The following is a 22,114-nucleotide window of genomic DNA, read 5'->3' as shown; positions in this document are numbered from 1 at the left end:
TCGACGGTTGTTGCGATCAGTAAATCGCCTGATACAGTTTGCGCCGATAGGCGGTGACCAGCGGATGCTCGTTGCCCAGCAGATCGAAAACTTGCAGCAGGGTCTTGTGTGGCAGGCCGTCGGCGTAGCTGCGGTTGCGGATAAACAGCTTGAGCAGGGCGTCGAGCGCCGGCTCGTAGTGCTGGCGCGCCAGTTGCTGGATGGCCAGCTGGTAGCTCGCTTCATCGTCTTCGGCGTTTTGCGCCAGGCGGGTTTTCAGGCTGGCGACATCGGGCAGGTCGGCGGCCTGGCGCAGAAAGGTCAGTTGCGCGCGGGCACCGGCCAGGGCCTGTTTGTGTTCATCGCCTTTTACCGCGCCCAGCACTGCCTCGGCTTCGCCCAGCTCGCCACGTTCGGCCAGGCAGCGGGCGTAGAGGATCAGTGCCGCGGCGTGTTCGTTGTTCTCTGTCAGCAGCACCTTGAGCACGGCTTCGGCGTCGGCAAAGCGGCCTTCGTTGAACAGTGCCTGGGCCGCTTCCATCGGGTCGGCGGCGGCCGGTGCCGGTTCGGCGACATGGGGCTTGAGCATCTCGCGGATCGCCGCTTCGGTCTGCGCACCGGCAAAACCGTCGACTGGCTGGCCATTTTTGAACAGCACCACGGTGGGCAGGCTGCGGATGCCGAAGCGGGCGACGATGTCCTGTTCGATATCGCAGTTGACCTTGGCCAGCAGCAGCTCGCCCTGATAACCCTCGGTAATCTGCGCCAGCAGCGGCATCAGCGCCTTGCAGGGCGCGCACCATTCGGCCCAGAAGTCCACCAGCACCGGTTTCTGAAACGAATTTTCGATCACCAGCTGTTCGAAGCTGGCGCTGCCTGCAATATCAAAGATGTAAGGGGAGTCGCTCATGGTCGGTCTCGGCTGGGCGCAAGTTGTAATGGGCTGAAGTGCGATGAACTATAAATATGGGCGCGGCGTGGCGGATGCAAGTCTGTGATTCAGGCGCGCTCGGCGTGATACAGGCTGACATGGCGAAACTCCGCCGGCTCGGCTAGATCCGGCCAGGTGCAGGCCTCCAATATGCCGAGACGCTGGTACAACGGGTGCTGGAAGTCGCGTACCCGAGAGTCGGCCACCAGCGCCTGGCGGCCACGGCTGAGGAACTGGTCGAGCAGCGGCAGGTTGGCTCGGTCGTAAAGCACGTCGGCGACGATAATCAGGTCGAAGCGGTCAGTCTCGGCGAAGAAGTCTGCGGAGTAACTCAGCTCCACATCATTGAGCGCGGCATTGGCCTGGCAGGAGGCAATCGCCAGTGGGTCAAGATCGCAGGCCACCACTTCCAGCGCGCCGGCCTTGGCTGCGGCAATCGCCGCCACACCGGAGCCAGCGCCGAAATCCAGCACGCGCTTGCCGCGCACCCACTCGGGATGCTCGGCCAGCCAGCGTGCCAGCACCAGGCCGCTGGCCCAGCAGAAGCACCAGTAGGGCGGCTCTTCAAGGATCAAGCGGGTTTCTTCCGGGCTGAAGCAGCGGTCCATATTCGCCGGGTCGATCAACCACAGCTTGATTGCGGTGCCGGGCAGGGTTTGCGCGCTGAGCTGGGCGTCGCCCAGCAGTTCGCTGAGGGCAGCCTGCAGGGCGGCCGGTGCTGTCATGGTGCTGGTACCAGACGCAACTCTCCGAGGGCCTGGGTTTCGCTGCGGGCAATCGGCTGCGCGGGCAGGCGCAGAATCAGCCGACCGGCCTGGTTGGCGCGGCCGTGCAGTTCGATGCGCGGGTGCTTGTTAAAGGTCTCCGGGTTGAATGGCAGGCGAAACGCCAGCGGGTTACCGGTGCCGCGCAACTGGATATTGCCCAGCAGCGCCTGCGGCCGGCCGCGCTCGTCGACCGCCAGCAGGGCCAGTTCGACATCCGCCTCATTGGGCACGTTCAACAGGCTGCCGCTCAGCTCGCGCTGATAGGCCGGCAGTGGCGCTGCCTCGGCCGGGGCCTGAACCGGTGCGGGCGGGGTGGGCTTTGCGGGCGGAGGGCTGTCGCTGGCGCAGGCCGTCAGCAGGGCGATCAGGCTCAGTAGAATCAGCGGTTGTAATGGCATAGGGGTTTTCATCGAGGGCATCAACTCCGCTGGTTTGATTGGTCGCCTGTATACCGCAAAGCCCTCGGCTTGTCTTGCCCGGGGGATGCGCTAACATGGCTTCTTTCGTCCTAAGGCTAGCTTTAATTTATGCACTGCCCCTTTTGCGCTGCCAACGACACCAAAGTCATCGATTCGCGCCTGGTTGCCGAGGGCGAGCAGGTGCGCCGTCGGCGCGAATGCCTGGCCTGTGGCGAGCGCTTTACCACCTTTGAAACCGCCGAGCTGGTGATGCCGCGGCTGATCAAGCAGGACGGCAGCCGTCAGCCCTTCGATGAAGACAAGCTGCGTGCCGGCATGCAGCGCGCGCTGGAGAAGCGCCCGGTGAGCATCGAGCGCCTGGAAGCGGCCATCGCCCATATCAAGCACAAGCTGCGCGCCACCGGCGAGCGCGAGATCAAGTCGCTGGTGCTGGGTGAGTTGGTGATGGGCGAGCTGCAGAAACTCGACGAAGTTGCCTATATCCGTTTCGCCTCGGTGTACAAACGCTTTCAGGACCTCAACGAGTTCCGCGAGGAAATCGACCGCCTGTCCCGCGAACCCGCCCAGGGCTGATGATGAACAGCGATCATGCCCTGATGGCCCGCGCCCTGGAGCTGGCCCGTAAAGGCCTGTATTCCACCCATCCCAATCCCCGGGTCGGCTGCGTCATCGTCCGCGACGGTTGCGTCGTCGGCGAGGGCTGGCATGTTCGCGCTGGCGAGCCCCATGCCGAGGTGCATGCTCTGCGTCAGGCCGGCGACCAGGCCCGCGGTGCCACCGCCTACGTCACCCTGGAACCCTGTAGCCACCATGGCCGCACCCCGCCCTGCGCCGATGCGCTGATTGCGGCCGGGGTGGCGCGGGTGGTGGTGGCCATGCAGGACCCCAATCCGCAGGTCGGCGGCAACGGTCTGCTGCGCCTGATGCAGGCCGGGATCGCGGTGCAGGGTGGGGTACTGGAAGCCGAGGCGCGGGCACTTAATGTCGGCTTTATCAAGCGTATGGAGCAGGGCCTGCCGTTTGTCCGGGTCAAGCTGGCCATGAGCCTGGATGGCCGTACCGCCATGGCCAGCGGCGAAAGCCAGTGGATTACCGGGCCGGCGGCGCGGGCGGCAGTGCAGCGCCTGCGCGCCCGTTCCAGCGTGGTGCTGACCGGTGCCGATACCGTGCTGGCCGACGCCGCGCGTCTGACCGTGCGCCCCGACGAACTGGGCCTGGACCCCGAGCAGACGGCCCTGGCCGCCAGTCGTGTACCGTTGCGGGTACTGGTCGATGGACGTCTGCGGGTACCGCTGGATGCCGCCTTTTTCCAGGCTGGTGCCTCCATGGTGGCGACCTGTGCGACCTGTGCGGCCGTCGAAGCCCGGGATCGCTATCTGAACGAGGGGCACGAACTATTGGCCTTGCCCAGCAGCAGTGGGCAAGTTGACCTGCAGCGCTTGCTGGCCGAGTTGGCGCAGCTCGGTGCCAATGAAGTGCTGGTGGAAGCCGGACCGCGCCTGGCCGGGGCCTTTGCCCGCCTGGGGCTGGTGGATGAGTACCAGCTGTTCGTCGCGCCGAAGTTTCTCGGCTCCAGTGCGCGGCCGTTGCTGGAGTTGCCGCTGACGCGCATGGTCGATGCGCCGGCGCTGAAAATTGTCGAGATGCGTGCGGTCGGGGATGACTGGCGGATTATCGCGGTGCCGCAGCCGGCTGTTTGATGGGCGGCCATTGGCGATGACTAGTCATTAGCAATGCCACACCATTCATCCTGTCGTTTGCCGATGCAGGGCGTCGGCAATTTGTGGTAAAACGCGTCTCGGCTGCGCAAGTAGCCGTAACGTTCTCAGGGCGGGGTGTGATTCCCCACCGGCGGTAATGGCTGCAAGGCTTAGCCCGCGAGCGCTTGTCAGGTGGTGTAAATCACTGGGCAAGGTCAGCAGACCCGGTGTGATTCCGGGGCCGACGGTTAAAGTCCGGATAAAGAGAGAGCGGGATTGCCTCAACAAGGCGCGTTCAGGCGTGCCTCGAAATCCCTATCGATCAAACGCGCCCTGTTTTTTATAAAACAGGAGTTGGTTTAGATGTCTGATTTTTATTCTGTGCCCCGGGCTTCTGGCGTTGTTCGCCAGTGCTTTGCTATGGGCGCGACGCAGGGGGTGGCATGTTTACCGGCATAATCGAAGCCATTGGCAGCATCCGCGCGTTGACCCCAAAGGGCGGCGATGTGCGGGTCTATGTCAGTACCGGCAAACTCGACCTGGGCGACGTCAAGCTGGGCGACAGCATCGCGGTCAACGGCGTCTGCCTGACTGCCGTGGAGCTGCCCGGCGATGGCTTCTGGGCGGATGTCAGCCGCGAAACTCTGGCGCATACCGCTTTTATCAGCTTGAAAGCCGGCAGCCCGGTCAACCTGGAAAAGGCCCTGACGCCCACCAGTCGCCTCGGCGGCCACCTGGTCAGCGGCCATGTCGATGGCGTCGGCGAAGTCATCGCCCGTGCCGATAACGCCCGCGCCGTGCAGTTCACCATTCGCGCGCCGCGCGAGCTGGCCAAGTACATCGCCCACAAGGGCTCGATCACCGTCGATGGCACCAGCCTGACTGTCAATGCGGTCAACGGCGCTGAATTCGAACTGACCATCGTGCCGCATACCCTGGCCGAGACCATCATGGTCGACTATCGCCCTGGCACTCAGGTCAACCTCGAAGTGGACCTGTTGGCGCGTTATCTGGAGCGTCTGCTGCTCGGCGACAAAGCCGCCGAGCCGAGCAAGGCCGCCGGTATGACGCAAAGCTTTCTGGCCGAACACGGCTACCTGAAGAATTAAGGAATCGCCAGCATGGCTCTTAACAGTATCGAAGAACTGATCGAAGACATCCGCGCCGGCAAGATGGTCATCCTCATGGATGACGAGGATCGCGAGAACGAAGGCGACCTGATTATCGCCTCCGAGTGCGTCAAGGCCGAGCACATCAACTTTATGGCGCGCTTCGCCCGCGGCCTGATCTGCATGCCGATGACCCGCGAACGCTGCGAAACCCTCAAGCTGCCCCTGATGGCCCCGCGCAACGGCTCCGGCTTCGGCACCAAGTTCACCGTCTCCATCGAGGCCGCCGAGGGCGTCACCACCGGTATCTCCGCCGCCGACCGCGCGCGCACCGTACAGGCCGCCGCGGCGAAAAGCGCCAAGGCCGACGATATTGTCAGCCCCGGCCATATCTTCCCGCTGATGGCCCAGCCTGGCGGCGTGCTGGCCCGTGCCGGCCACACCGAAGCGGCCTGCGACCTGGCGCGCATGGGCGGTTTCGAGCCGAGCGGGGTGATCTGCGAAATCATGAATGACGACGGCACCATGTCCCGTCGCCCCGAGCTGGAGGAGTTCGCCAAGGAGCACGGCATCAAGATTGGCACCATCGCCGACCTGATCCACTACCGCCTGATCCACGAGCGCACCGTCGAGCGCGTCAGCGAGCAGGTGCTGGACAGCGAGCTGGGCCAGTTCAACCTGGTCACCTACCGCGACTCGGTGGAGAACGACGTGCATATGGCCCTGACCCTGGGCACCATCTGCGCCGAGGAACCGACCCTGGTACGGGTGCACAATATGGACCCGCTGCGCGACCTGTTTATGGTCAACCAGCCGGGCCGTTGGAGCCTGCGTGCGGCGATGAAGCAGGTGGCTGCGGACGGCAGCGGCGTGGTGTTGCTGCTGGGCAATCCGCTGACCGGCCCGGACCTGCTGGCGCACCTGGAGCGCCAGCTGGGCGGCGAAACAAAAGTCGCCAACCCGACTACCTACAGCACCGTCGGTGCCGGCTCGCAGATTCTCCGTGACCTCGGCGTGCGCAAGATGCGCCTGATGAGTTCGCCGATGAAGTTCAATGCAATATCCGGTTTCGACCTGGAAGTTGTAGAATACCTGCCCTCCGAATAAGAGCGGCCGAAGGCCGCAGCCTTTCTTCTCCCTCGGGAGAAGGTGGCGCGTAGCGCCGGATGAGGGTTGCTGATTCACCGAAGCCGCAAGATTGCGGACGATTTTATTTTCAGGGCGCGCCACTGTGCGCTCTGGCTCTTTAAACACTGTGAGAACACGCTATGACCCTGAAGACCATCGAAGGTACTTTTATCGCCCCCAAGGGCCGCTTTGCCCTGGTGGTCGGCCGCTTTAACAGCTTCGTTGTTGAAAGCCTGGTAAGCGGCGCAGTTGACGCCCTGGTTCGCCACGGCGTGAGCGAAAGCGACATCACCATCATCCGCGCGCCGGGTGCCTTCGAAATCCCGTTGGTCGCGCAGAAAGTCGCCCAGCGTGGCGATTTCGACGCCATCATCGCCCTCGGTGCAGTGATTCGTGGCGGCACCCCGCACTTCGAATACGTCGCCGGCGAATGCACCAAGGGCCTGGCCCAGGTGTCCATGGAGTTCGGCGTGCCGGTTGCCTTCGGCGTACTGACTGTTGATTCCATCGAACAAGCCATCGAGCGTTCCGGCACCAAAGCCGGCAACAAGGGCGCGGAAGCTGCACTGTCCGCCCTGGAAATGGTCAGCCTGCTGGCGCAGTTGGAGGCCAAGTGAGCCAGAACGACGGTAACGGGCAGCAGCCACAAGCACCGAAAAAAGGTCCTAGTACCAAGACCCTCGCGCGCCGGCAGGCGCGCACCCTGGCCATGCAGGCGCTGTACTCCTGGCATATGGCTGGGCAGCAACTGAACGAGATCGAAGCACAGTTCCGCGTCGATAATGACTTCACTGCGGTGGACGGTGCCTACTTCCACGAGATTCTGCACGGCGTGCCGCGGCAGAAAAGCGAGATCGACGGGGCCTTCGAGCCGCTGCTTGACCGTCCGATCGCCGAGATCGACCCGGTCGAACTGTCGATCCTGCGTCTGTCGACCTACGAGCTGAAAAACCGCATCGATATTCCCTATCGCGTGGTGATCAACGAAGGCATCGAACTGGCCAAAGTGTTCGGCGCCACCGACGGGCACAAGTTCGTCAACGGCGTGCTGGACAAGCTGGCACCGCGCCTACGCGCGGACGAAGTTCGCGCTAATAAGCGTTAAGCCTGTTTTGGGTGAGTTCGAGCTGATCCGTCATTACTTCGCCGCTGCGTCCTGTGCGCAGGCTGGCGAAGGCGTGGCATTGGGCATCGGCGACGACTGCGCCCTGCTGCAAGTGCCGCCTGGCGAGCAGCTGGCAATTTCTACCGACACCCTGGTCGCCGGGGTGCATTTCCCCGAATCTGCCGATCCTTTTCTGCTGGGCCAGCGTGCGCTGGGCGTCTCGGTCAGTGACCTGGCCGCCATGGGCGCAGCGCCTGTTGGCTTTACCCTGGCCTTGACCTTACCCAGTGCTGAGCCGGGCTGGCTGCAGGCCTTTGCCCGTGGTCTGGATCAGATGGCGCAGCACTGCGCGATTCGTCTGATCGGCGGCGATACCACCCGTGGTCCCCTGAGTCTGACCCTGACCGTCTTCGGCCGTGTGCCGACCGGTATGGCATTGACCCGCAAGGGCGCGCAGGTCGGTGATCTGCTCTGCGTTGGCGGTGAGTTGGGCGATGCCGCTGGTGCCTTGCCGCTGGTGCTCGGGCAACGCCAAGCCGAGCCCGCAGTGGCCGAGGCGCTGCTGGCGCGCTACTGGTCGCCTATACCGCAGCTCGATCTGGGCCTGGCGCTACGCGGCAAGGCCACGGCCGCTCTGGATATTTCCGATGGCTTGCTGGCCGATTGCGGGCATATCGCCGCGGCGTCCGGTGTGGCGCTGCTGATTGAACAGGCGCAGGTGCCGATGTCCGCCGCTTTGCTGGCATTCGCCGGGGAGACGGCGGCGCGCCAGTGCGCATTAAGCGGTGGCGATGATTACCTTCTGGCCTTTACCCTGCCGGCGCAGTATCTGGCGGATTTGCAGCAGGCTGGCTGGCCGGTGCGAGTGATTGGTCGTGTTGTGGCCGGCCAGGGCGTTACTCTGTTGGACTCGCAAGGCCAGCCCGTGCAGCTGCCACGCAGCGGCTATCAACATTTTGGAAGTGCCAGTGACTGATCATCCCAAGCAAGTCCCCGCCGAGTTCGTCCCGCCTTCGGTATGGCGCAACCCCTGGCACTTCCTGGCCTTCGGCTTTGGCTCCGGCACCTTGCCGAAAGCTCCCGGCACCTGGGGCTCGCTGGTGGCGCTGCCGTTTATCCCGCTGTTTCAGATGCTGCCGGACTGGGGCTACTGGCTGATGCTCGGCATCACCATGCTGTTTGGCTTCTGGCTGTGCGGCAAGGTGGCCGATGACCTGCGTGTGCACGATCACGAAGGCATCGTCTGGGACGAAATGGTCGGTATGTGGATCACCCTCTGGCTGGTGCCGGACGGTTGGGGCTGGCTGCTGCTAGGCTTTCTATTGTTCCGCCTGTTCGACATCCTCAAGCCCTGGCCGATCCGCTGGATCGATCGGCATGTGCATGGCGGTGTCGGCATCATGCTCGATGACGTACTCGCCGGCGTGTTCGCCTGGATGGCTCTGCAGTTGTGTGTTTGGGGCTGGGCCAACGGCGTGGCGGCGGCATTGTTGGGTTGATCATTGGTTGGGCTGATCATTAAGAGGTGGCGTATGGGCCGCAGATATTGGATCTCGCTCTTCGCTTTACTGGCCTGCTGCACCGTGCAGGCCAATGCCCCAATGCCGGAACAGGTGCGCATTGCCAGCGAGGTATGGACGCAGCATACCCATGCCGATGGCACGGGCCTGGCCTGGGACATTATGCGCCTGGTATTCGAGCCGGCCGGTGTGGAGCTGCAGATCCAGAGCGTGCCTTACACCCGCTCCATCGGCCTGGTGCAGCGTGGCGAGGCAGATGCCTGGGTCGGCTCTTACCACAATGAAGTCGATGAGGGGGTGTTCTACCCGCGCCTCCCCTACGATGCCGATCGGATTGCCGCCCTCGGCCTGGCGGACAAGCCGCTGCCCAGCCTGGCCAACATCGGCGAGTTTCGTCTGGTGTGGATCCGCGGTTATGAGTACCAGCGCTATCTGCCAGGCTTGCGCCAATACCGCGAAGTGCAGCGCCGTAGCGGTATTCTGGGCATGCTTGACCTTGGCCATGCCGATTTCTATATCGATGCCCTGAGCGAGGTCGAGGATCTGCTGGCCACGACCGAGGCTCCGGAACGTTACCGCTCGACCATTCTGACCGCGCTGCCGCTCTACCTGGGTTTTGCCGATAATCCACGGGGCCGGGCACTGGCCGAGCTCTACGACCGACGCATGGAGCTGCTGCTGGAAGAGGATCGTTTGCGCGAGCTCTTTACACGTTGGCAGCAGCCCTATCCCTTCGATTAACCGCCACGAGAAGCCGTATGCAGGGTATCAAGTTTTTCATTCTGGGCTGGCTGCTGCTGGCCGCCAGTTGCGTCTGGGCCGCTCCCCAGGTGCGGGTTGTGGGGCTTTTCCCGGGCGCAGCGGTGTTGAATGTCGACGGCCAGCGCAAGCTGGTCAAGGTCGGCCAGACCGGCCCCGGTGGAGTGGTGGTGGTCAGTGCCGACAGCCGTGGCGCGGTGTTGCGCGTCGATGGCGTGGAGCGCAGCTATGGCCTGAGCCGTGAATACAGCGAAGGCTTTGCCGCACCGGTGAAGAAGCAGTTCAGCATCGCCAAGGGCATCGGCGGGCATTACTGGGTTGCCGGCTCGGTGAATAGCCAGTCCGTGCAGTTTCTGGTCGACACCGGGGCAACGTCGATAGCCCTCAATGATGGCCATGCCCGTCGTCTGGGTATCGATTACCGGGTCAGCGGCAGGCCGCTGCAGGTCAGCACGGCCAGCGGTACGGTGCGCGGCTGGCAGGTCAACCTCGATCGGGTCAAGGTCGGCGAGCTGGAAGTGCTGGGCGTCGACGCCGTGATACTGGAGGGTGGTTCACCCACCGAAGCGCTGCTCGGTATGAGCTTTCTCGGTCGGATTGGCTGGCGCGTCGAGCAGGACATGCTGGTGCTGGAATCCAAGTTTTAACGGTCGCGTCATGCCACCCGCGTGCGGGGCAAGGCCAGGCGCTGCTTCGATCCTTATCATCGGTAATTCAGGCTGACCCGCTGACGAGGCCTGCTGTTACAATGCCGGCCTGAATTTATCGTTCATTTCTCTATCTTAGGAGCATCCGGTGCCCGTCGTATTCGTCGCCGCCTCCCAGCTGCCTACGCCCTTTGGCGTGTTTACCATGCATGGCTTTCTCGAAACGGCCTCCGGCAAGGAACACGTCGCCCTGACCTATGGCGATGTGGCCGATGGCGAGCCGGTGCTGGGGCGCCTGCATTCCGAATGCCTGACCGGCGACGCGCTGTTCAGCCTGCGCTGCGATTGCGGCTTTCAGCTCGAAGCAGCGTTGCGCGCGATTGCCAACGAAGGCCGCGGCGTATTGCTCTACCTGCGTCAGGAAGGCCGTGGTATCGGCCTGCTGAACAAGATCCGCGCTTACGAGCTGCAGGATGGCGGTGCCGATACTGTCGAGGCCAATGAGCGTCTGGGCTTTGGGGCCGATCAGCGTGAGTACGAGATTTGCCTGCCGATGCTCGAACACCTGCGCATCAAGGCACTCAAGCTGATGACCAATAACCCGCGCAAGGTCAAAGCGCTGGGCGATATGGGCATCAATGTGGCAACCCGGGTGCCGCTGCAGATCGACCACAACCCGCACAACAAGAAGTACCTCGCGACCAAGGCCGGCAAGCTCGGGCATATGCTCGGCAGCCTGCACCAGGGCGAGGTCGAGGAGAGCCTGTGACCCGCAGCGAAGTGCGCAGCCGTCTGGCGCTGGCCTGGTGGCGGCAGCTGGCGCTGACCCTGCTGCCGCTGTTTGTGCTCAACCTGCTGTTCGGCGCGGGCCAGCAAACCAGCGTGCTGACCATGCCGCTGTTTATCGCCGGGGTCGCCTCGATGTTTATCAGCCTGCCGCTGTTCAGCGCCTACAAGCGCGCACTGGTGGCCACTGAAAAAGCCCTCGATACCCCCGCCGAGCACGATGCCTGGCTTGAGCTGGCGCGCGTGCGCCGTACTGCTTTTCTCGGTGCCGGCCTGCCGGCCTGGATCGCCGCATTTGCGGTGTTCGCCGGGCTGGAGGCGATTCCCCTGATCCTGCTGGCGATTTCCAGCATCGTCCTGCTGTACCTCTACCGCATACCTCGCCAACTCGGCTAACAGGCCGCTGAAGAACTACCTGCGTAGCCGATGCTGCGTTGAAACCGGTCTCGAAATGCTCATTTACAGCAGTAAACTCCGCTTAACTCGCTGTGCTCGCCCTTTGGGCCAGCCGTTGGCTGTTACTTCGCTGCGCTCGTGTCTCGACCGTTTTCGCCTTGCCTCGGCGTCCTCGGTAACGTTCTTAAGCGGCCTGCTGATGCGTGTCATTACTCTCTGCCTGATGCTGTTGCTGGCCTGGCCGGCAGCGGCGGTCGAACGGGTGGTCAGCCTGGCACCCTCCCTGACCGAAATCATGCTGGAGCTGGATGCGGGCGATTTGCTGGTTGGCCTGCTCGATGGCGGCGAGCGCCCGGCAGCGCTAGCGCAGCTGCCTTCGGTGGGGCGTTATGGCCAGCTTGAGCTGGAAAGCCTGCTCCAGTTGCAGCCCGATCTGGTGCTGCTCTGGCCGGATAGCATCGGCAGCGCCCAGCGCCAGCAATTGCAACGTCTGGGCATTCCCCTACTGATCGCCGAACCGCGCAAACTGGCCGATCTGGCGGAGAACTTCGTCGAAATCGGCGCACGTATTGATCGCGCCGAACAAGGCCGGCAGCTGCAGCGACAATTCAATACAGGCCTGGCCGAGTTGCGTCAGCGCTACCAGCGTGAAAAGCCGTTGCGCCTGTTCTATCAGGTCTGGGATGTACCGCTGTATACCATCGGCGGCCAGCAGATTATCAGTGACGCCCTGGGTATCTGTGGGGCCGAGAATATCTTTGCCGAGCTTGCCTTGCCTGCGCCGCAGATCAGCGTGGAGGCGGTGCTGCAAGGGAACCCCGAGGTGATTCTGGCCGGCGTGCAAGGGCAGCTGGATGCCTGGCGCAGCTGGCCGGGGGTGGCCGCGGTGGCCCGCGAACAGCTGTGGCTGGTGCCGGATGCAGGCCTGGAGCGGCCGAGTTTTCAGATGCTGGGGGCGCTGCAGCAACTCTGTGAGCAGTTGGCCGAGGCGCGCTAAAGCCCTGAGCCAATCCAGCAATGGTCTTTAACCCTTGCAGCGAATCCCCGGATTTCATCCGGGCTACCCAGTGCGCTTTTGTAGGGTGTACATAGCGAAGCTTTGTCCACCGCTGGCACCCTAATGGCGGACAAGCCTTCGGCATATCCGCCCTACGAGATTGCAGGCTTTGCAGGCAAGTATAGGAGCTACGGGGCTCCTACGTTCTGGCGTTTACCCGCTACGTTAGGGGCTTAAAGCTGAGGAGTCCAGGTCACGGCAAACAGCGCGGTGCGGCCTTCGCTGTTGTAGCCGAAGCGTCCGTTGGTGGTGCTGTAGGTCGCCTCGGCATAGTCCTTGTCGAAGAGGTTGTTCAGTTTCAGGTCGAAGGCCACTTCCTCGCTGGCTTGCCATTTGCCGCGCAGGCTAAGCAGGCCGTAACCGCCCAGCTCACGAGTGTTGGCGGCGTCGTCATAGCGACCACTGACTGCGCGCCAGCTGGTGCCCACGGCGAAGTCACCGAACTGGCGATCCAGGTCCAGGCTCAGCGTGCGTTTAGCGCGGCGGGCGAGGGTGTGTCCCGTGTCGCGATCCCGTGGGTCGATCAAGGCGAGTGCCAGGTTGCTTTGCCAGCCGAACAACTCCTGTTTGAGCGCCGCCTCGAAGCCATTGATGCGGGCGGTCTGGACGTTCTGCGGGATAAAGTTCTGGTCGAGAACAATCGCGTCCTGCAGGTCGATGCGATACAGCGACAGTTCCAGTGCGCCGGTTTCGCTGTAGCGACTGCGCCATTGGGCTTCGTAGCTTTTGGACGTTTCCGGCTCTAGGTCCGGATTGGCACTCGGGAAGCAAAAGCCGCTGAAGCAGAAGTCCGGGTAATACAGATCGTTGAAGGTCGGTGCGCGGAAGCTTTCGCTGTAGGACAGGATCAGGTCATTGGCGGTGTTGAACGGCACGGTCAGCGCGGCGTTCCAGCTGTTTTCACTGCCGAACTGCTGGTTCTTGTCATGGCGCAGGCCCAGTTCGGTCGAGAAATATTCAGCGCTGTAGCGGTGCTGAATAAATGCCGCCTGGTTCCAGCGCGAATCCTCAGTAAAGGTCTCGCTGCCCGTCACTCGATCTTCATACCAGTCGGCCCCCAGCAGCACCTGGTGGCGCTCGTTGAGCGCCAGGGTATTCACCCAGTTGATCGAGTCACGGTAGGTGTTGAAGCTGTAGAACGCGTCGGCGCTGGCTTGTGGCTGATCGTTGCCGGTGTCGCGCTTGTCCTCGCTGTGACCGATTTCCAGGCGGCTATTCCAGGCTTCGCTAAGGTTGGCGTCGATATAGCTGGACAGACTGCTGAGCTGGAAGTCCGTGGTGGGCAGCGAGGTGCTGAAGATATCCTCGAACTCGGCCTGGCCGCGCTGGTCGAGGGCGCTGAAGCCGACCTTCAGGTCGTCATTGAATTGGTGCGAGAGGTTCAGGCTCAGCGATTTATTGCGGTAGGCATCGTCATCGCCGTTGGCCCCGAAATTGTCGCGTGTGGCGTCTATACCCTGGGTTTCATCGAGTGCGGCCCCCAGGTTGAAGCGGGTTTGCCCGTCGCCGCCGGACAGGCCAAGGCTGCGCTCGAAAGTCTGGTTGCTGCCGACGCCAAGGCGAACATAGGGTTTGAGGCCATCGCCACTGCCTTGGCGGGTGAAAATCTGCACCACCCCGCCGATGGCATCCGAGCCATAGAGCGCCGAGCGCGCGCCACGCACCACTTCCACCCGCTCAATCTGCTCCGGGCTGAGAAATTCCAGGCTGCTGGTGCCACTGGAGGCGGCGGAAATACGTTGGCCGTCTACCAAAACCAGGGTTTGTGCGGTCGAGGTGCCGCGCATAAACAGGCCAGTCTGGCTCCCCGCGCCGCCGGTACGGCTGACGCTGATGCCGGGTACACGCTCAAGTAGCTCCGCCACGCTGCGCACTTGCAGACGCTCGATGTCCTTGCGGGTAAACAGGGTGGTGGCAGCGGTCGCTTGCTGAACCGGTTCGGCGTGCCGTCCGGAGGTCACGATCAGCGGCTGCAGCTCGAGTGAGTCGACAGGGCTGGACTGATCAGCATGGGCAGCCAGCGGCAGCAGTGCCACAGCCAGAGCAAGACGGGACAATTTCATTGGAGAATCCTCAAAAGACAGAAAAACTTTCGAGGAGGGCAGGGACAAGCACCGGGCAAGGAGGCGATAGCCAGCGCTTGACGGTGATGCCCTCCGCAACACCAGTCACTTCACGCCGAGGCAGGTCTCCGGGCTGCCGACTGTCTTTCTCACCTTCCCAGGCGAACCCAGTGGTATTTGAGAAAGGCTGCGCTTGCGCGCTGTCGGTTACCGTTGCGGGGGCAGCGCAGGCCTTGCGGCTGTCGAGTCGACAGCGGCGCACCTGCTTCCCTTTTCACGCTGCTGGTTTGGCAGCGACCTCAGACAGATAAAACGTCGCGCACCTTAAGGTGCTGCGAGTAGAAGCACAAGCCGCTCGCCGTAGCGAGCGGCGCGCCTACATTATTGGGGCGTTTCCAGCTGCACCAGGCGCTGGCGTACTGCTGCTTCAATGCCGGCCGCATCCAAACCGCACTCGGCGAGCATCTGGGTCGGTTTGGCGTGTTCGACGTAGTAGTCTGGCAGGCCCAGCTGCAGCAGCGGCTTGAGGATATTCTCGCGGGCGAGGCATTCGCCGACCGCACTGCCGGCACCGCCCATCACGCTGTTTTCTTCGACTGTAACCAGCAACTCGTGGCTGGCGGCCAGCTGGCGCACCAGGGCCTCATCCAGTGGTTTGACAAAGCGCATATCGACCACTGTGGCGTCGAGTGCTTCGCCGACCTTGAGCGCCTCGCTCAGCTGCACGCCGAATACCAGCAGAGCCACTTTCTGGCCCTGGCGGCGGACGATGCCCTTGCCGATTTCCAGCGGCTGCAGGCCCGGCTCGATAGCCGCATTCGGGCCGCTGCCGCGTGGGTAGCGTACCGCCGCGGGGCCGTCGAACAGGTGGCCGGTGGTGAGCATGCGGCGCAGTTCGTTTTCATCGCTTGGCGTCATCACCAGCATGCCGGGGATGCAGCGCAGGTAGGACAGGTCGAAGCTACCGGCGTGGGTCGGGCCGTCTTCGCCGACCAGGCCGGCGCGGTCGATGGCGAACAGCACATCGAGGTGCTGCACGGCCACGTCGTGAATCAGCTGGTCATAGGCGCGCTGGAGGAAGGTGGAGTAGATCGCCACCACCGGCTTGGCTCCGTCGCAGGCCATACCGGCGGCCAGGGTCACCGCATGCTGCTCGGCGATGGCGACGTCGAGATAGCGCTCGGGGTAGCGCTCGCTAAAGGCCACCAGGTCCGAGCCTTCCTTCATTGCCGGGGTAATGCCGACCAGGCGTGGGTCCTGCTCAGCCATATCGCACAGCCACTGGCCGAATACGCTGGAGTATTTCGGGCCGGCGGCTTGCTTGGGGGCTGCTGGCGCGTTGATCGGCTCCAGCTTGGTGATCGCGTGGTAGCCAATCGGGTCGACCTCGGCCGGGGCAAAGCCCTTGCCCTTCTTGGTCACCACATGGAGGAATTGCGGGCCTTCCAGATCGCGCATATTGCGCAGGGTGGCGAGCAGGGTCGGTAGGTCATGGCCGTCGATCGGGCCGATATAGTTCCAGCCCAGTTCCTCGAACAGGGTGCCGGGCACCAGCATGCCCTTGGCGTGTTCTTCTGTCTTGCGCGCGATTTCCCAGGCACCGGGCAGGCGCGAGAGGATCTTCTTGCTGCCCTCGCGCATGCTGGCGTAGGTGCGGCTGGAGAGGATCTTGGCCAGGTAGTTGGACAGGCCGCCGACGTTCTTGGAGATCGACATATCGTTGTCGTTGAGGATCACCAGCATATTGGCGTTGACGTCGCTGGCGTGATTCAGCGCCTCGAAGGCCATGCCGGCGGTCAATGCGCCATCGCCGATCACCGCCACGGCCTTGCGCTTGCTGTTCTGCAGCTTGGCGGCGATGGCCATGCCCAGTGCGGCGCTGATGCTGGTGCTGGAGTGGCCGACGCCAAAGGTGTCGTACGCGCTTTCCGAGCGACGCGGGAAGGCGGCGATGCCGTCCTTCTGCCGCAGGCTGCCCATCTGCTCGCGGCGGCCGGTGAGGATCTTGTGCGGGTAGGCCTGATGACCCACGTCCCACACCAGGCGGTCATCCGGGGTGTCGAAGACGTAATGCAGGGCCACGGTCAGCTCGATCACACCCAGGCCCGCGCCGAAATGCCCGCCAGTCTGCCCGACCGTATACAGCAGGTACTGGCGCAGCTCGTCGGCCAGGGTTTCCAGCTCGGCTTCGCCCAGGCGGCGTAGCTCGTCCGGCGTGTTGGCGCGGTCTAGAAGGGGCGTCAGCGGGCGCTCACGGGGAATCTCGTGGAAGGTCGTCGGCATCAGGCAGATCGTTATAGGTATAAAAGATGCGGCAGTTTACCCGAAGCGCCGGAAACTGCCCAAACATGGTTCGGCCAGTCCGGCAGCCAATAAATTCGTAGGATGGGTGGCAACCCATCACCGCGATTGATGGGTTGCCACCCATCCTACGTTCTACCAGGTATCGACCGTGCGCTTTTTGCCTTCACGCGCTGCCGGCCTGGGTGTGGCATTTAGCCCGCGCAGCAGCCAGGCGCGGGTTTCCACGGGGTCGATGACCGCATCTATCTCGAGAAAACTGGCCATATTGATGCCCTTGCCGTTCTGGTAAGCCTTGGCCACCAGCTTGTCGAACAGCTGCTGGCGCGCCGCGGGCTCTTCGATAGCCGCCAGCTCCTTGGCAAAGCCCAGGCGCACCGCCCCTTCCAGCCCCATCGCACCAAACTCGGCGCTGGGCCAGGCGATGGTAAACAGCGGCGAATGGAAACTGCCGGCGGCCATGGCCTGGGCACCGAGGCCGTAGCCCTTGCGCAGCACCACGGTAAAGAACGGCACCGTCAGGCTGGCGGCGGCGACAAACATGCGCGACACATGGCGTACCGTGGCCTGTTTTTCCGCCTCCGGGCCGACCATAAAGCCGGGGGTGTCGCACAGCGACAGCAGCGGAATATCGAAGGCGTCGCACAGCTGCATAAAACGCGCAGCCTTGTCGCCGGCCACTGCATCGATGGCCCCACCCAGATGCACGGGGTTATTGGCCAGCAGGCCGAACGACTTGCCCTCGATACGGATAAAGGCGGTGATCAGCCCCGGCGCGAACTGGCGGCGCAGTTCCAGCACCGAGTCCGTGTCGGCCAGGGTGGCGATCACCTGGCGGATATCGTAGACGCGCAGGCGGTTTTCCGGGATCAAGTGGCGCAACTCGCGCTGATCGGCACAGTCCCATTCGCTTAGCGCCCCCTGGAAGTAGCTCAGGTACTGCTTGGCCACGCGCACCGCCTCGGCTTCATCGGCCACCCGTACATCGATCACCCCATTGGGGCCCTGCACACTGACCGGGCCGACTTGCTCGGGGGTAAAGCTGCCCAGGCCGCCGCCTTCGATCATCGCCGGGCCGGCCATGCCGATGGTGGCGTTGTCAGTGGCGATAATCACATCGCAGCAGCCGAGCAGGGCGGCGTTACCGGCAAAGCAGCGGCCGGAGACTATCCCGACGGTGGGGACCAGCCCGGACAACCGCGCCATGCCGACAAAGGTGTGGCAATCCAGCCCGGCCACGCCGACAAAGTCGGTATCCCCCGGTCGGCCACCACCGCCCTCGGCAAACAGTACCAGCGGCAAGCGCCACTGCGCGGCGAGGCCGAGCATGCGGTCGGTCTTTTTGTGGTTCATCACCCCCTGGGTGCCGGCGAATACCGTGTAGTCGTAGGCGATGGCCATGCAGCGCGCGGCCTGGCTACCGAACGCCTCGGCGTTGACCGTGCCGGTACCGGCCACCAGACCATCGGCTGGGCTTTGTTCGATCAGCTCTTCCAGCGAACGACGACGCCGTTGCGCGGCAATCGCCAGCGCGCCGTATTCGCTAAAACTGCCGTCATCCAGCAAATCCGCCAGGTTCTCGCGCACGGTGCGCTGGCCAGTCTTACGGCGTTTGGCCACGGCCTGGGGACGGCGCTCGTCGCGGGTCAGCGCATGGCGTTCGAGCACTTCGGCCAGATCCGCGCGGATATGCGTGAGGCCCAGGCTGTGTTCGTTCTGGCTGGCGGCGGCGTCGACGTCCGCGGGTTCGATAAACAGCAGCGCCTGGCCTTCATTGAGTGCGCTGCCGACCTGCACGGCCAGTTGGCGGACGATACCGCTGTGGCTGGCAGTGACCACAAACTCCATCTTCATCGCTTCCTGCACGGCGATGCTCTGGCCGATGGCCACCGCATCGCCCTCGGCCACCTCCAGGCTGACTACCACACCGGTGCTGTGGGTCAGCAGCGGCAGGCAGCCTGGCGGCGCATCCTGTACCGGCTCGGCGTTTTGGCTGGCGGTCTGCGCACCGGCAAAGAAGTGATGTGGGTGGGCCTGGGCTTGAGCGGCTAATAGCTCGCTTAGCTGGCTTTCGACAAAGCGCGTGGTCAACTGGTAGCTCGCCACCTGGGGCAGACGCAGCAGGTTCTGCAGCAGATGCAGATTGCTGGCCACGCCTTCCAGGCGGAATTCGCACAGCCCGCGATAGGCGCGGCGCAGGGCGCTGGGGTAGTCCGGGGCATGGGCGATCAGCTTGGCCAGCAATGAGTCGTAGCTGGGGCTGACCGGGTAGCCAGCGTAGCCATAGCCATCCACCCGCAGGCCCGGGCCGCTGGGCGGTTGGTAGGCCGTCAGGGTACCGGCGGCCGGGCGGGTGCTGCCATCGCTGCCCATGCTTTCCAGATTGATCCGCAGTTGCACGGCGCAGCCATTGAGCGGCGGCGGTTGCAGCAGGCCGAGGTCGGCCAGGGTTTGGCCGGCAGCGAGCTTGAGCTGGGTGTGCAGCAGGTCGACGCCGGTGACCTGTTCGGTGACCGTGTGCTCGACCTGGATACGCGGGTTGGCTTCCATAAAGTAGAAGCGCTCGGGCTGCTCGGTATCCAGCAGAAATTCAAAGGTGCCCAGGCCCTGGTAGTGCGCTGCGCCGGCCAGCTTCAACGCGGCCGCGATCATGCGTTCGCGGGTGGCGGTCGGCAGGTCCGGGCTTGGGGCGATTTCCACCAGCTTCTGCTGACGGCGCTGCAGGCTGCAGTCGCGCTCCCATAGATGGCTGACCGCGCCTGTGCTGTCGCCCAACACCTGAATCTCGATATGCCGGGCGCTGCGCACCAGCTGTTCGATATACAGCGCGTTATTGCCAAAGGCACTTTGCGCCTCGGATTGGCAGCGGGCAAAGGCGTCATCCAGCTCACTGGCAGCGAATACCGGGCGCATGCCACGGCCGCCGCCCCCGGCCAGGGCCTTGAGCATTACCGCGCCATGCTCGGCGAGAAAGCCATGGGCTTCATCCAGGCTGATCGCTCGATTTATCCCCGCCACCAGCGGCACGGCACAGCGCTCGGCTAACTCCCGCGCCGCTGCCTTGTCGCCAAACAGCTGCAACACCTCAACGCTGGGTCCGACAAAGCACAGGCCGGCGGCCTGGCAGCGGCGGGCAAACTCAGGGTTTTCGGCGAGAAAACCATAGCCAGGGTGGACGGCATCGCAGCCCTCGGCTTGGGCAATCTCGATCAGCTGATCCATGTCCAGATAGGCCGGCACGCCACGGCCCTTGAGCGCTACCGCGCTATCGGCCTGGCGCAGATGCAGGGAGGCAGCATCGTCTTCGGCGTAGATGGCCACCGAGCGGATACCCAGTTCACTGGCTGCGCGGGCGATACGGATGGCGATTTCGCCACGGTTGGCGATCAGCAGGGCGGCGAAGGGCGCGGTCGTAACGTGCATGGTGGCTCCAGGTTTTTATTCTGCAGCCATCTTAGGCGCTCGGCGGTGGAGGTAAACCAAGCCTTAGCGGGTAAGGGTTGGGCTATTGATATGGGTGATAAGGGGCGGGGTGATCGCGGGCGTGGACTAGGCGTCCCCGCCGCTCCTACAGGGTACGTGGATGACCTGTAGGAGCGGGCTTGCCCGCGATGGGCATTCTGCTGGCTTAGCTGCGTCGTTCGACGATATAGCGGGCCAGCTCGCGCAGCGGCTCGGCGGCCGAGTCGAAGGGGTGCAGGGCGTGCAGGGCCTGGTCGCGCAGTTCCAGGGCATAGGCCTTGGCGGCGTCGAGGCCGAGCAGGGCCGGGTAGGTGGGTTTGTCGTGGGCCTGGTCCTTGCCCTGGGTCTTGCCCAAGGTGGCGGTGTCGCTTTCCACGTCGAGGATATCGTCCTGTACCTGGAAGGCCAGGCCGATGGCGCGGGCGTAGCTGTGCAGGGATTTCAGGGCATGCTCGTCGGCGCGCTCGCTGGCCAGGGCACCGAGCTGCACGCTGGCTTCGATCAATGCGCCGGTCTTGTGCCGGTGCATGATTTCCAGGGCGTTCTGATCGAGCTGGCGACCCACCGAACCGAGGTCGATGGCCTGGCCGCCGACCATCCCGGCCGGGCCGGCGGCGCGGGCCAGGGTGCTGATCATGGTCAGGCGCAGCTGGGTGTTCTGCGGGTTGCGCCGGGCATCGGCCAGTACCTCGAAGGCCAGGCTCTGCAGGCCATCGCCGGCGAGTATGGCGCAGGCTTCATCGAAGGCCTTGTGAGTGGTCGGCTGGCCGCGACGCAGATCGTCGTCGTCCATTGCCGGCAGGTCGTCGTGGACCAGGGAGTAGGCGTGGATCAGCTCCACCGCGCAGGCTGCGCCGTCGGCCCGATCGGGATCACCGCCAAGGGCTTCGCAGGCTGCATACACCAGCAGCGGGCGCACGCGCTTGCCGCCGTTGAACAGGCTGTAGCGCATGGCCTGGTAGAGCCGCGCCAGCTGTGGCTGCTCCTGGCCGAACAGGCTGTCCAGGGCGGCGTCGACACGGCTCTGGCAGCGCGCCTGGTAGGCCGCGATCATGTCAGACGATCCGCGTCAAAGGGGGCTTCCTCCAGCTCGCCGTCGCGTTCCATCAGGATTTGCACTTTCTGTTCGGCCTGGGCCAGGGCGGCCTGGCAGTCGCGGGTCAGGCGCACGCCTTGTTCGAAGGCGGTCAGCGAGTCTTCCAGCGACAGCTCGCCGTTTTCCAGACGCTCGACCAGGTTCTGCAGATCGGTCAGGGATTGCTCGAAGTCGAGCGCGGCTTTTTTGCGGGCGGCCATGGCGAATTTCTCGGGGCAGATCGGGGAAGTGGAACCGGCGCGACACTAGCAGAGCAGGCGCGTACGGGCAAATCAGCGGGGCGGTATATGGGATTGTGGGAGGGGCTTTCGACTCTGGCTCCTGCTTCGACCTACCTCCTGCATCCATGCAGTCGTAGCCGCGACAGTTGTTCGCCGCTAAAGCGCCTCCCACAAGGGTTGAGGTCTGCTTGGCTGTCAGCCGATCAGGCCGTGGCCGCGCGCCATCAGCACCGCTAACAATGGGATGGCCAGCAACAGCAACAGTTCCACCCGGATCGCCATGATCACCCAGCGTGCCTGGCTTGCGCTGACCTGGGGGACCTGGCCGGCCTTGAGGGCATTGCGCCAGTTGATAAAGACGAAGGTCGGCCCTGCCGAAATCAGCCCGACCAAAATAAACAGGCCGACCTTGGCATGAAACAGGCTGTTGCCCAGGTAGTAATCCAGGCCCTTGCCGTACCAGATCACCCGGGCCAGGCCGCTGAACAACACCAGCCCGGCAAAGATGCCGTAGGCCAGGTCGGTGATGATCAGGCTGCGCGCGCGCTGCAGGTCCAGCGGCAGCTTGAACTGTACGTGCTCGATGGCGAGCAGGGCGAACAGGACGAAGATCGACAGGTAGTGGATATAGGCGGCGATAGCTTGGGCCATTGGCGAGTCCTAGGGTT

At 63.7% G+C, this 22,114-nt stretch carries 22 protein-coding genes and 2 riboswitches; of the genes, 13 read left to right on the top strand and 9 right to left on the bottom strand.

Annotation, left to right across the window (positions count from 1 at the left end; translation table 11 throughout):
• Positions 1–16 precede the first annotated feature (16 nt).
• The 3 genes from trxA to VMP31_RS14675 form a co-directional block, all read right to left on the bottom strand.
• Positions 17–889 carry a thioredoxin gene (gene trxA / locus VMP31_RS14685; protein ID WP_325508349.1) on the bottom strand — a complete coding sequence of 291 codons (873 nt, stop codon included), beginning with the start codon at positions 887–889 and terminating at the stop codon, positions 17–19.
• Between the two features lie 89 nt (positions 890–978).
• A complete protein-coding gene (locus tag VMP31_RS14680; RefSeq protein WP_325508347.1) occupies positions 979–1,635 on the bottom strand; it encodes a class I SAM-dependent methyltransferase in 657 nt (218 codons plus the stop codon).
• Positions 1,632–2,075 (bottom strand): YbaY family lipoprotein, encoded by a 444-nt coding sequence (locus VMP31_RS14675; RefSeq protein ID WP_325508345.1) that lies wholly within the window; start codon positions 2,073–2,075, stop codon positions 1,632–1,634. Before VMP31_RS14675 ends, VMP31_RS14680 begins: the two co-directional genes overlap by 4 nt.
• A 129-nt stretch (positions 2,076–2,204) precedes the next feature.
• On the opposite strand from VMP31_RS14675, the gene nrdR reads away from it, so the two are divergent.
• The 13 genes from nrdR to VMP31_RS14610 all read left to right on the top strand — a co-directional run bounded on the left by nrdR (position 2,205) and on the right by VMP31_RS14610 (position 12,243).
• A complete protein-coding gene (gene nrdR / locus VMP31_RS14670; RefSeq protein ID WP_325508343.1) occupies positions 2,205–2,669 on the top strand; it encodes a transcriptional regulator NrdR in 465 nt (154 codons plus the stop codon).
• Positions 2,669–3,796 (top strand): bifunctional diaminohydroxyphosphoribosylaminopyrimidine deaminase/5-amino-6-(5-phosphoribosylamino)uracil reductase RibD, encoded by a 1,128-nt coding sequence (gene ribD, locus VMP31_RS14665; protein WP_325508341.1) that lies wholly within the window; start codon positions 2,669–2,671, stop codon positions 3,794–3,796. Before nrdR ends, ribD begins: the two co-directional genes overlap by 1 nt.
• A 117-nt stretch (positions 3,797–3,913) precedes the next feature.
• Positions 3,914–4,072: riboswitch (FMN riboswitch) on the top strand.
• Positions 4,073–4,239: 167 nt separating this feature from the next.
• On the top strand, positions 4,240–4,905 hold the full coding sequence (locus VMP31_RS14660; protein WP_325508339.1) for a riboflavin synthase: 666 nt from the start codon (positions 4,240–4,242) through the stop codon (positions 4,903–4,905).
• A gap of 12 nt (positions 4,906–4,917) precedes the next feature.
• A complete protein-coding gene (ribBA, locus tag VMP31_RS14655; protein ID WP_325508337.1) occupies positions 4,918–6,012 on the top strand; it encodes a bifunctional 3,4-dihydroxy-2-butanone-4-phosphate synthase/GTP cyclohydrolase II in 1,095 nt (364 codons plus the stop codon).
• 161 nt (positions 6,013–6,173) lie between these two features.
• The gene (ribE, locus tag VMP31_RS14650) at positions 6,174–6,650 is read left to right on the top strand and encodes a 6,7-dimethyl-8-ribityllumazine synthase (RefSeq protein ID WP_087515564.1); all 477 of its coding nucleotides are present in this window, start codon (positions 6,174–6,176) and stop codon (positions 6,648–6,650) included.
• On the top strand, positions 6,647–7,138 hold the full coding sequence (gene nusB / locus VMP31_RS14645; protein ID WP_325508333.1) for a transcription antitermination factor NusB: 492 nt from the start codon (positions 6,647–6,649) through the stop codon (positions 7,136–7,138). The genes ribE and nusB overlap by 4 nt, the downstream gene beginning before the upstream one ends.
• Before the next feature lie 7 nt (positions 7,139–7,145).
• Positions 7,146–8,114 carry a thiamine-phosphate kinase gene (thiL, locus tag VMP31_RS14640; protein WP_325508331.1) on the top strand — a complete coding sequence of 323 codons (969 nt, stop codon included), beginning with the start codon at positions 7,146–7,148 and terminating at the stop codon, positions 8,112–8,114.
• The gene (locus VMP31_RS14635; protein WP_325508329.1) at positions 8,107–8,637 is read left to right on the top strand and encodes a phosphatidylglycerophosphatase A; all 531 of its coding nucleotides are present in this window, start codon (positions 8,107–8,109) and stop codon (positions 8,635–8,637) included. The genes thiL and VMP31_RS14635 overlap by 8 nt, the downstream gene beginning before the upstream one ends.
• Before the next feature lie 33 nt (positions 8,638–8,670).
• Complete coding sequence (locus VMP31_RS14630; protein ID WP_325508327.1) at positions 8,671–9,399, top strand: transporter substrate-binding domain-containing protein; 729 nt, start codon at positions 8,671–8,673, stop codon at positions 9,397–9,399.
• A gap of 17 nt (positions 9,400–9,416) precedes the next feature.
• Positions 9,417–10,064, top strand: coding sequence for a retropepsin-like aspartic protease family protein (locus tag VMP31_RS14625; protein ID WP_325508325.1), 648 nt, complete (start codon positions 9,417–9,419; stop codon positions 10,062–10,064).
• A gap of 148 nt (positions 10,065–10,212) precedes the next feature.
• Positions 10,213–10,833 (top strand): GTP cyclohydrolase II, encoded by a 621-nt coding sequence (gene ribA, locus VMP31_RS14620; protein ID WP_325508323.1) that lies wholly within the window; start codon positions 10,213–10,215, stop codon positions 10,831–10,833.
• Entirely contained in the window at positions 10,830–11,246 is a 417-nt protein-coding gene (locus VMP31_RS14615) for an MFS transporter (protein WP_325508321.1), read from the top strand. Before ribA ends, VMP31_RS14615 begins: the two co-directional genes overlap by 4 nt.
• A gap of 199 nt (positions 11,247–11,445) precedes the next feature.
• Positions 11,446–12,243: a helical backbone metal receptor gene (locus VMP31_RS14610; RefSeq protein WP_325508319.1), complete on the top strand. Its 798-nt coding sequence runs from the start codon at positions 11,446–11,448 to the stop codon at positions 12,241–12,243.
• A 233-nt stretch (positions 12,244–12,476) separates the two neighbouring features.
• Here the strand turns inward: VMP31_RS14610 and VMP31_RS14605 are convergent, their stop codons facing one another.
• The 6 genes from VMP31_RS14605 to VMP31_RS14580 all read right to left on the bottom strand — a co-directional run bounded on the left by VMP31_RS14605 (position 12,477) and on the right by VMP31_RS14580 (position 22,097).
• Complete coding sequence (locus VMP31_RS14605) at positions 12,477–14,366, bottom strand: TonB-dependent receptor domain-containing protein (protein ID WP_325508317.1); 1,890 nt, start codon at positions 14,364–14,366, stop codon at positions 12,477–12,479.
• Between the two features lie 102 nt (positions 14,367–14,468).
• A riboswitch (cobalamin riboswitch) is annotated at positions 14,469–14,683 on the bottom strand.
• Between the two features lie 64 nt (positions 14,684–14,747).
• The gene (gene dxs, locus VMP31_RS14600) at positions 14,748–16,649 is read right to left on the bottom strand and encodes a 1-deoxy-D-xylulose-5-phosphate synthase (protein ID WP_325508315.1); all 1,902 of its coding nucleotides are present in this window, start codon (positions 16,647–16,649) and stop codon (positions 14,748–14,750) included.
• Positions 16,650–16,802: 153 nt separating this feature from the next.
• Positions 16,803–20,090 (bottom strand): carboxyl transferase domain-containing protein, encoded by a 3,288-nt coding sequence (locus tag VMP31_RS14595; protein ID WP_325508313.1) that lies wholly within the window; start codon positions 20,088–20,090, stop codon positions 16,803–16,805.
• Positions 20,091–20,295: 205 nt separating this feature from the next.
• Positions 20,296–21,183, bottom strand: coding sequence for a (2E,6E)-farnesyl diphosphate synthase (gene ispA, locus VMP31_RS14590; protein ID WP_325508311.1), 888 nt, complete (start codon positions 21,181–21,183; stop codon positions 20,296–20,298).
• The gene (locus VMP31_RS14585; RefSeq protein ID WP_325508309.1) at positions 21,180–21,425 is read right to left on the bottom strand and encodes an exodeoxyribonuclease VII small subunit; all 246 of its coding nucleotides are present in this window, start codon (positions 21,423–21,425) and stop codon (positions 21,180–21,182) included. Before VMP31_RS14585 ends, ispA begins: the two co-directional genes overlap by 4 nt.
• A gap of 216 nt (positions 21,426–21,641) precedes the next feature.
• On the bottom strand, positions 21,642–22,097 hold the full coding sequence (locus VMP31_RS14580; RefSeq protein ID WP_325508307.1) for a DUF2214 family protein: 456 nt from the start codon (positions 22,095–22,097) through the stop codon (positions 21,642–21,644).
• Between the last annotated feature and the right edge of the window lie 17 nt (positions 22,098–22,114).

Source organism: Pseudomonas sp., assembly GCF_035512415.1.
Lineage (GTDB): Bacteria > Pseudomonadota > Gammaproteobacteria > Pseudomonadales > Pseudomonadaceae > Aquipseudomonas.
This window is presented reverse-complemented; position numbering and strand designations above follow the sequence as displayed.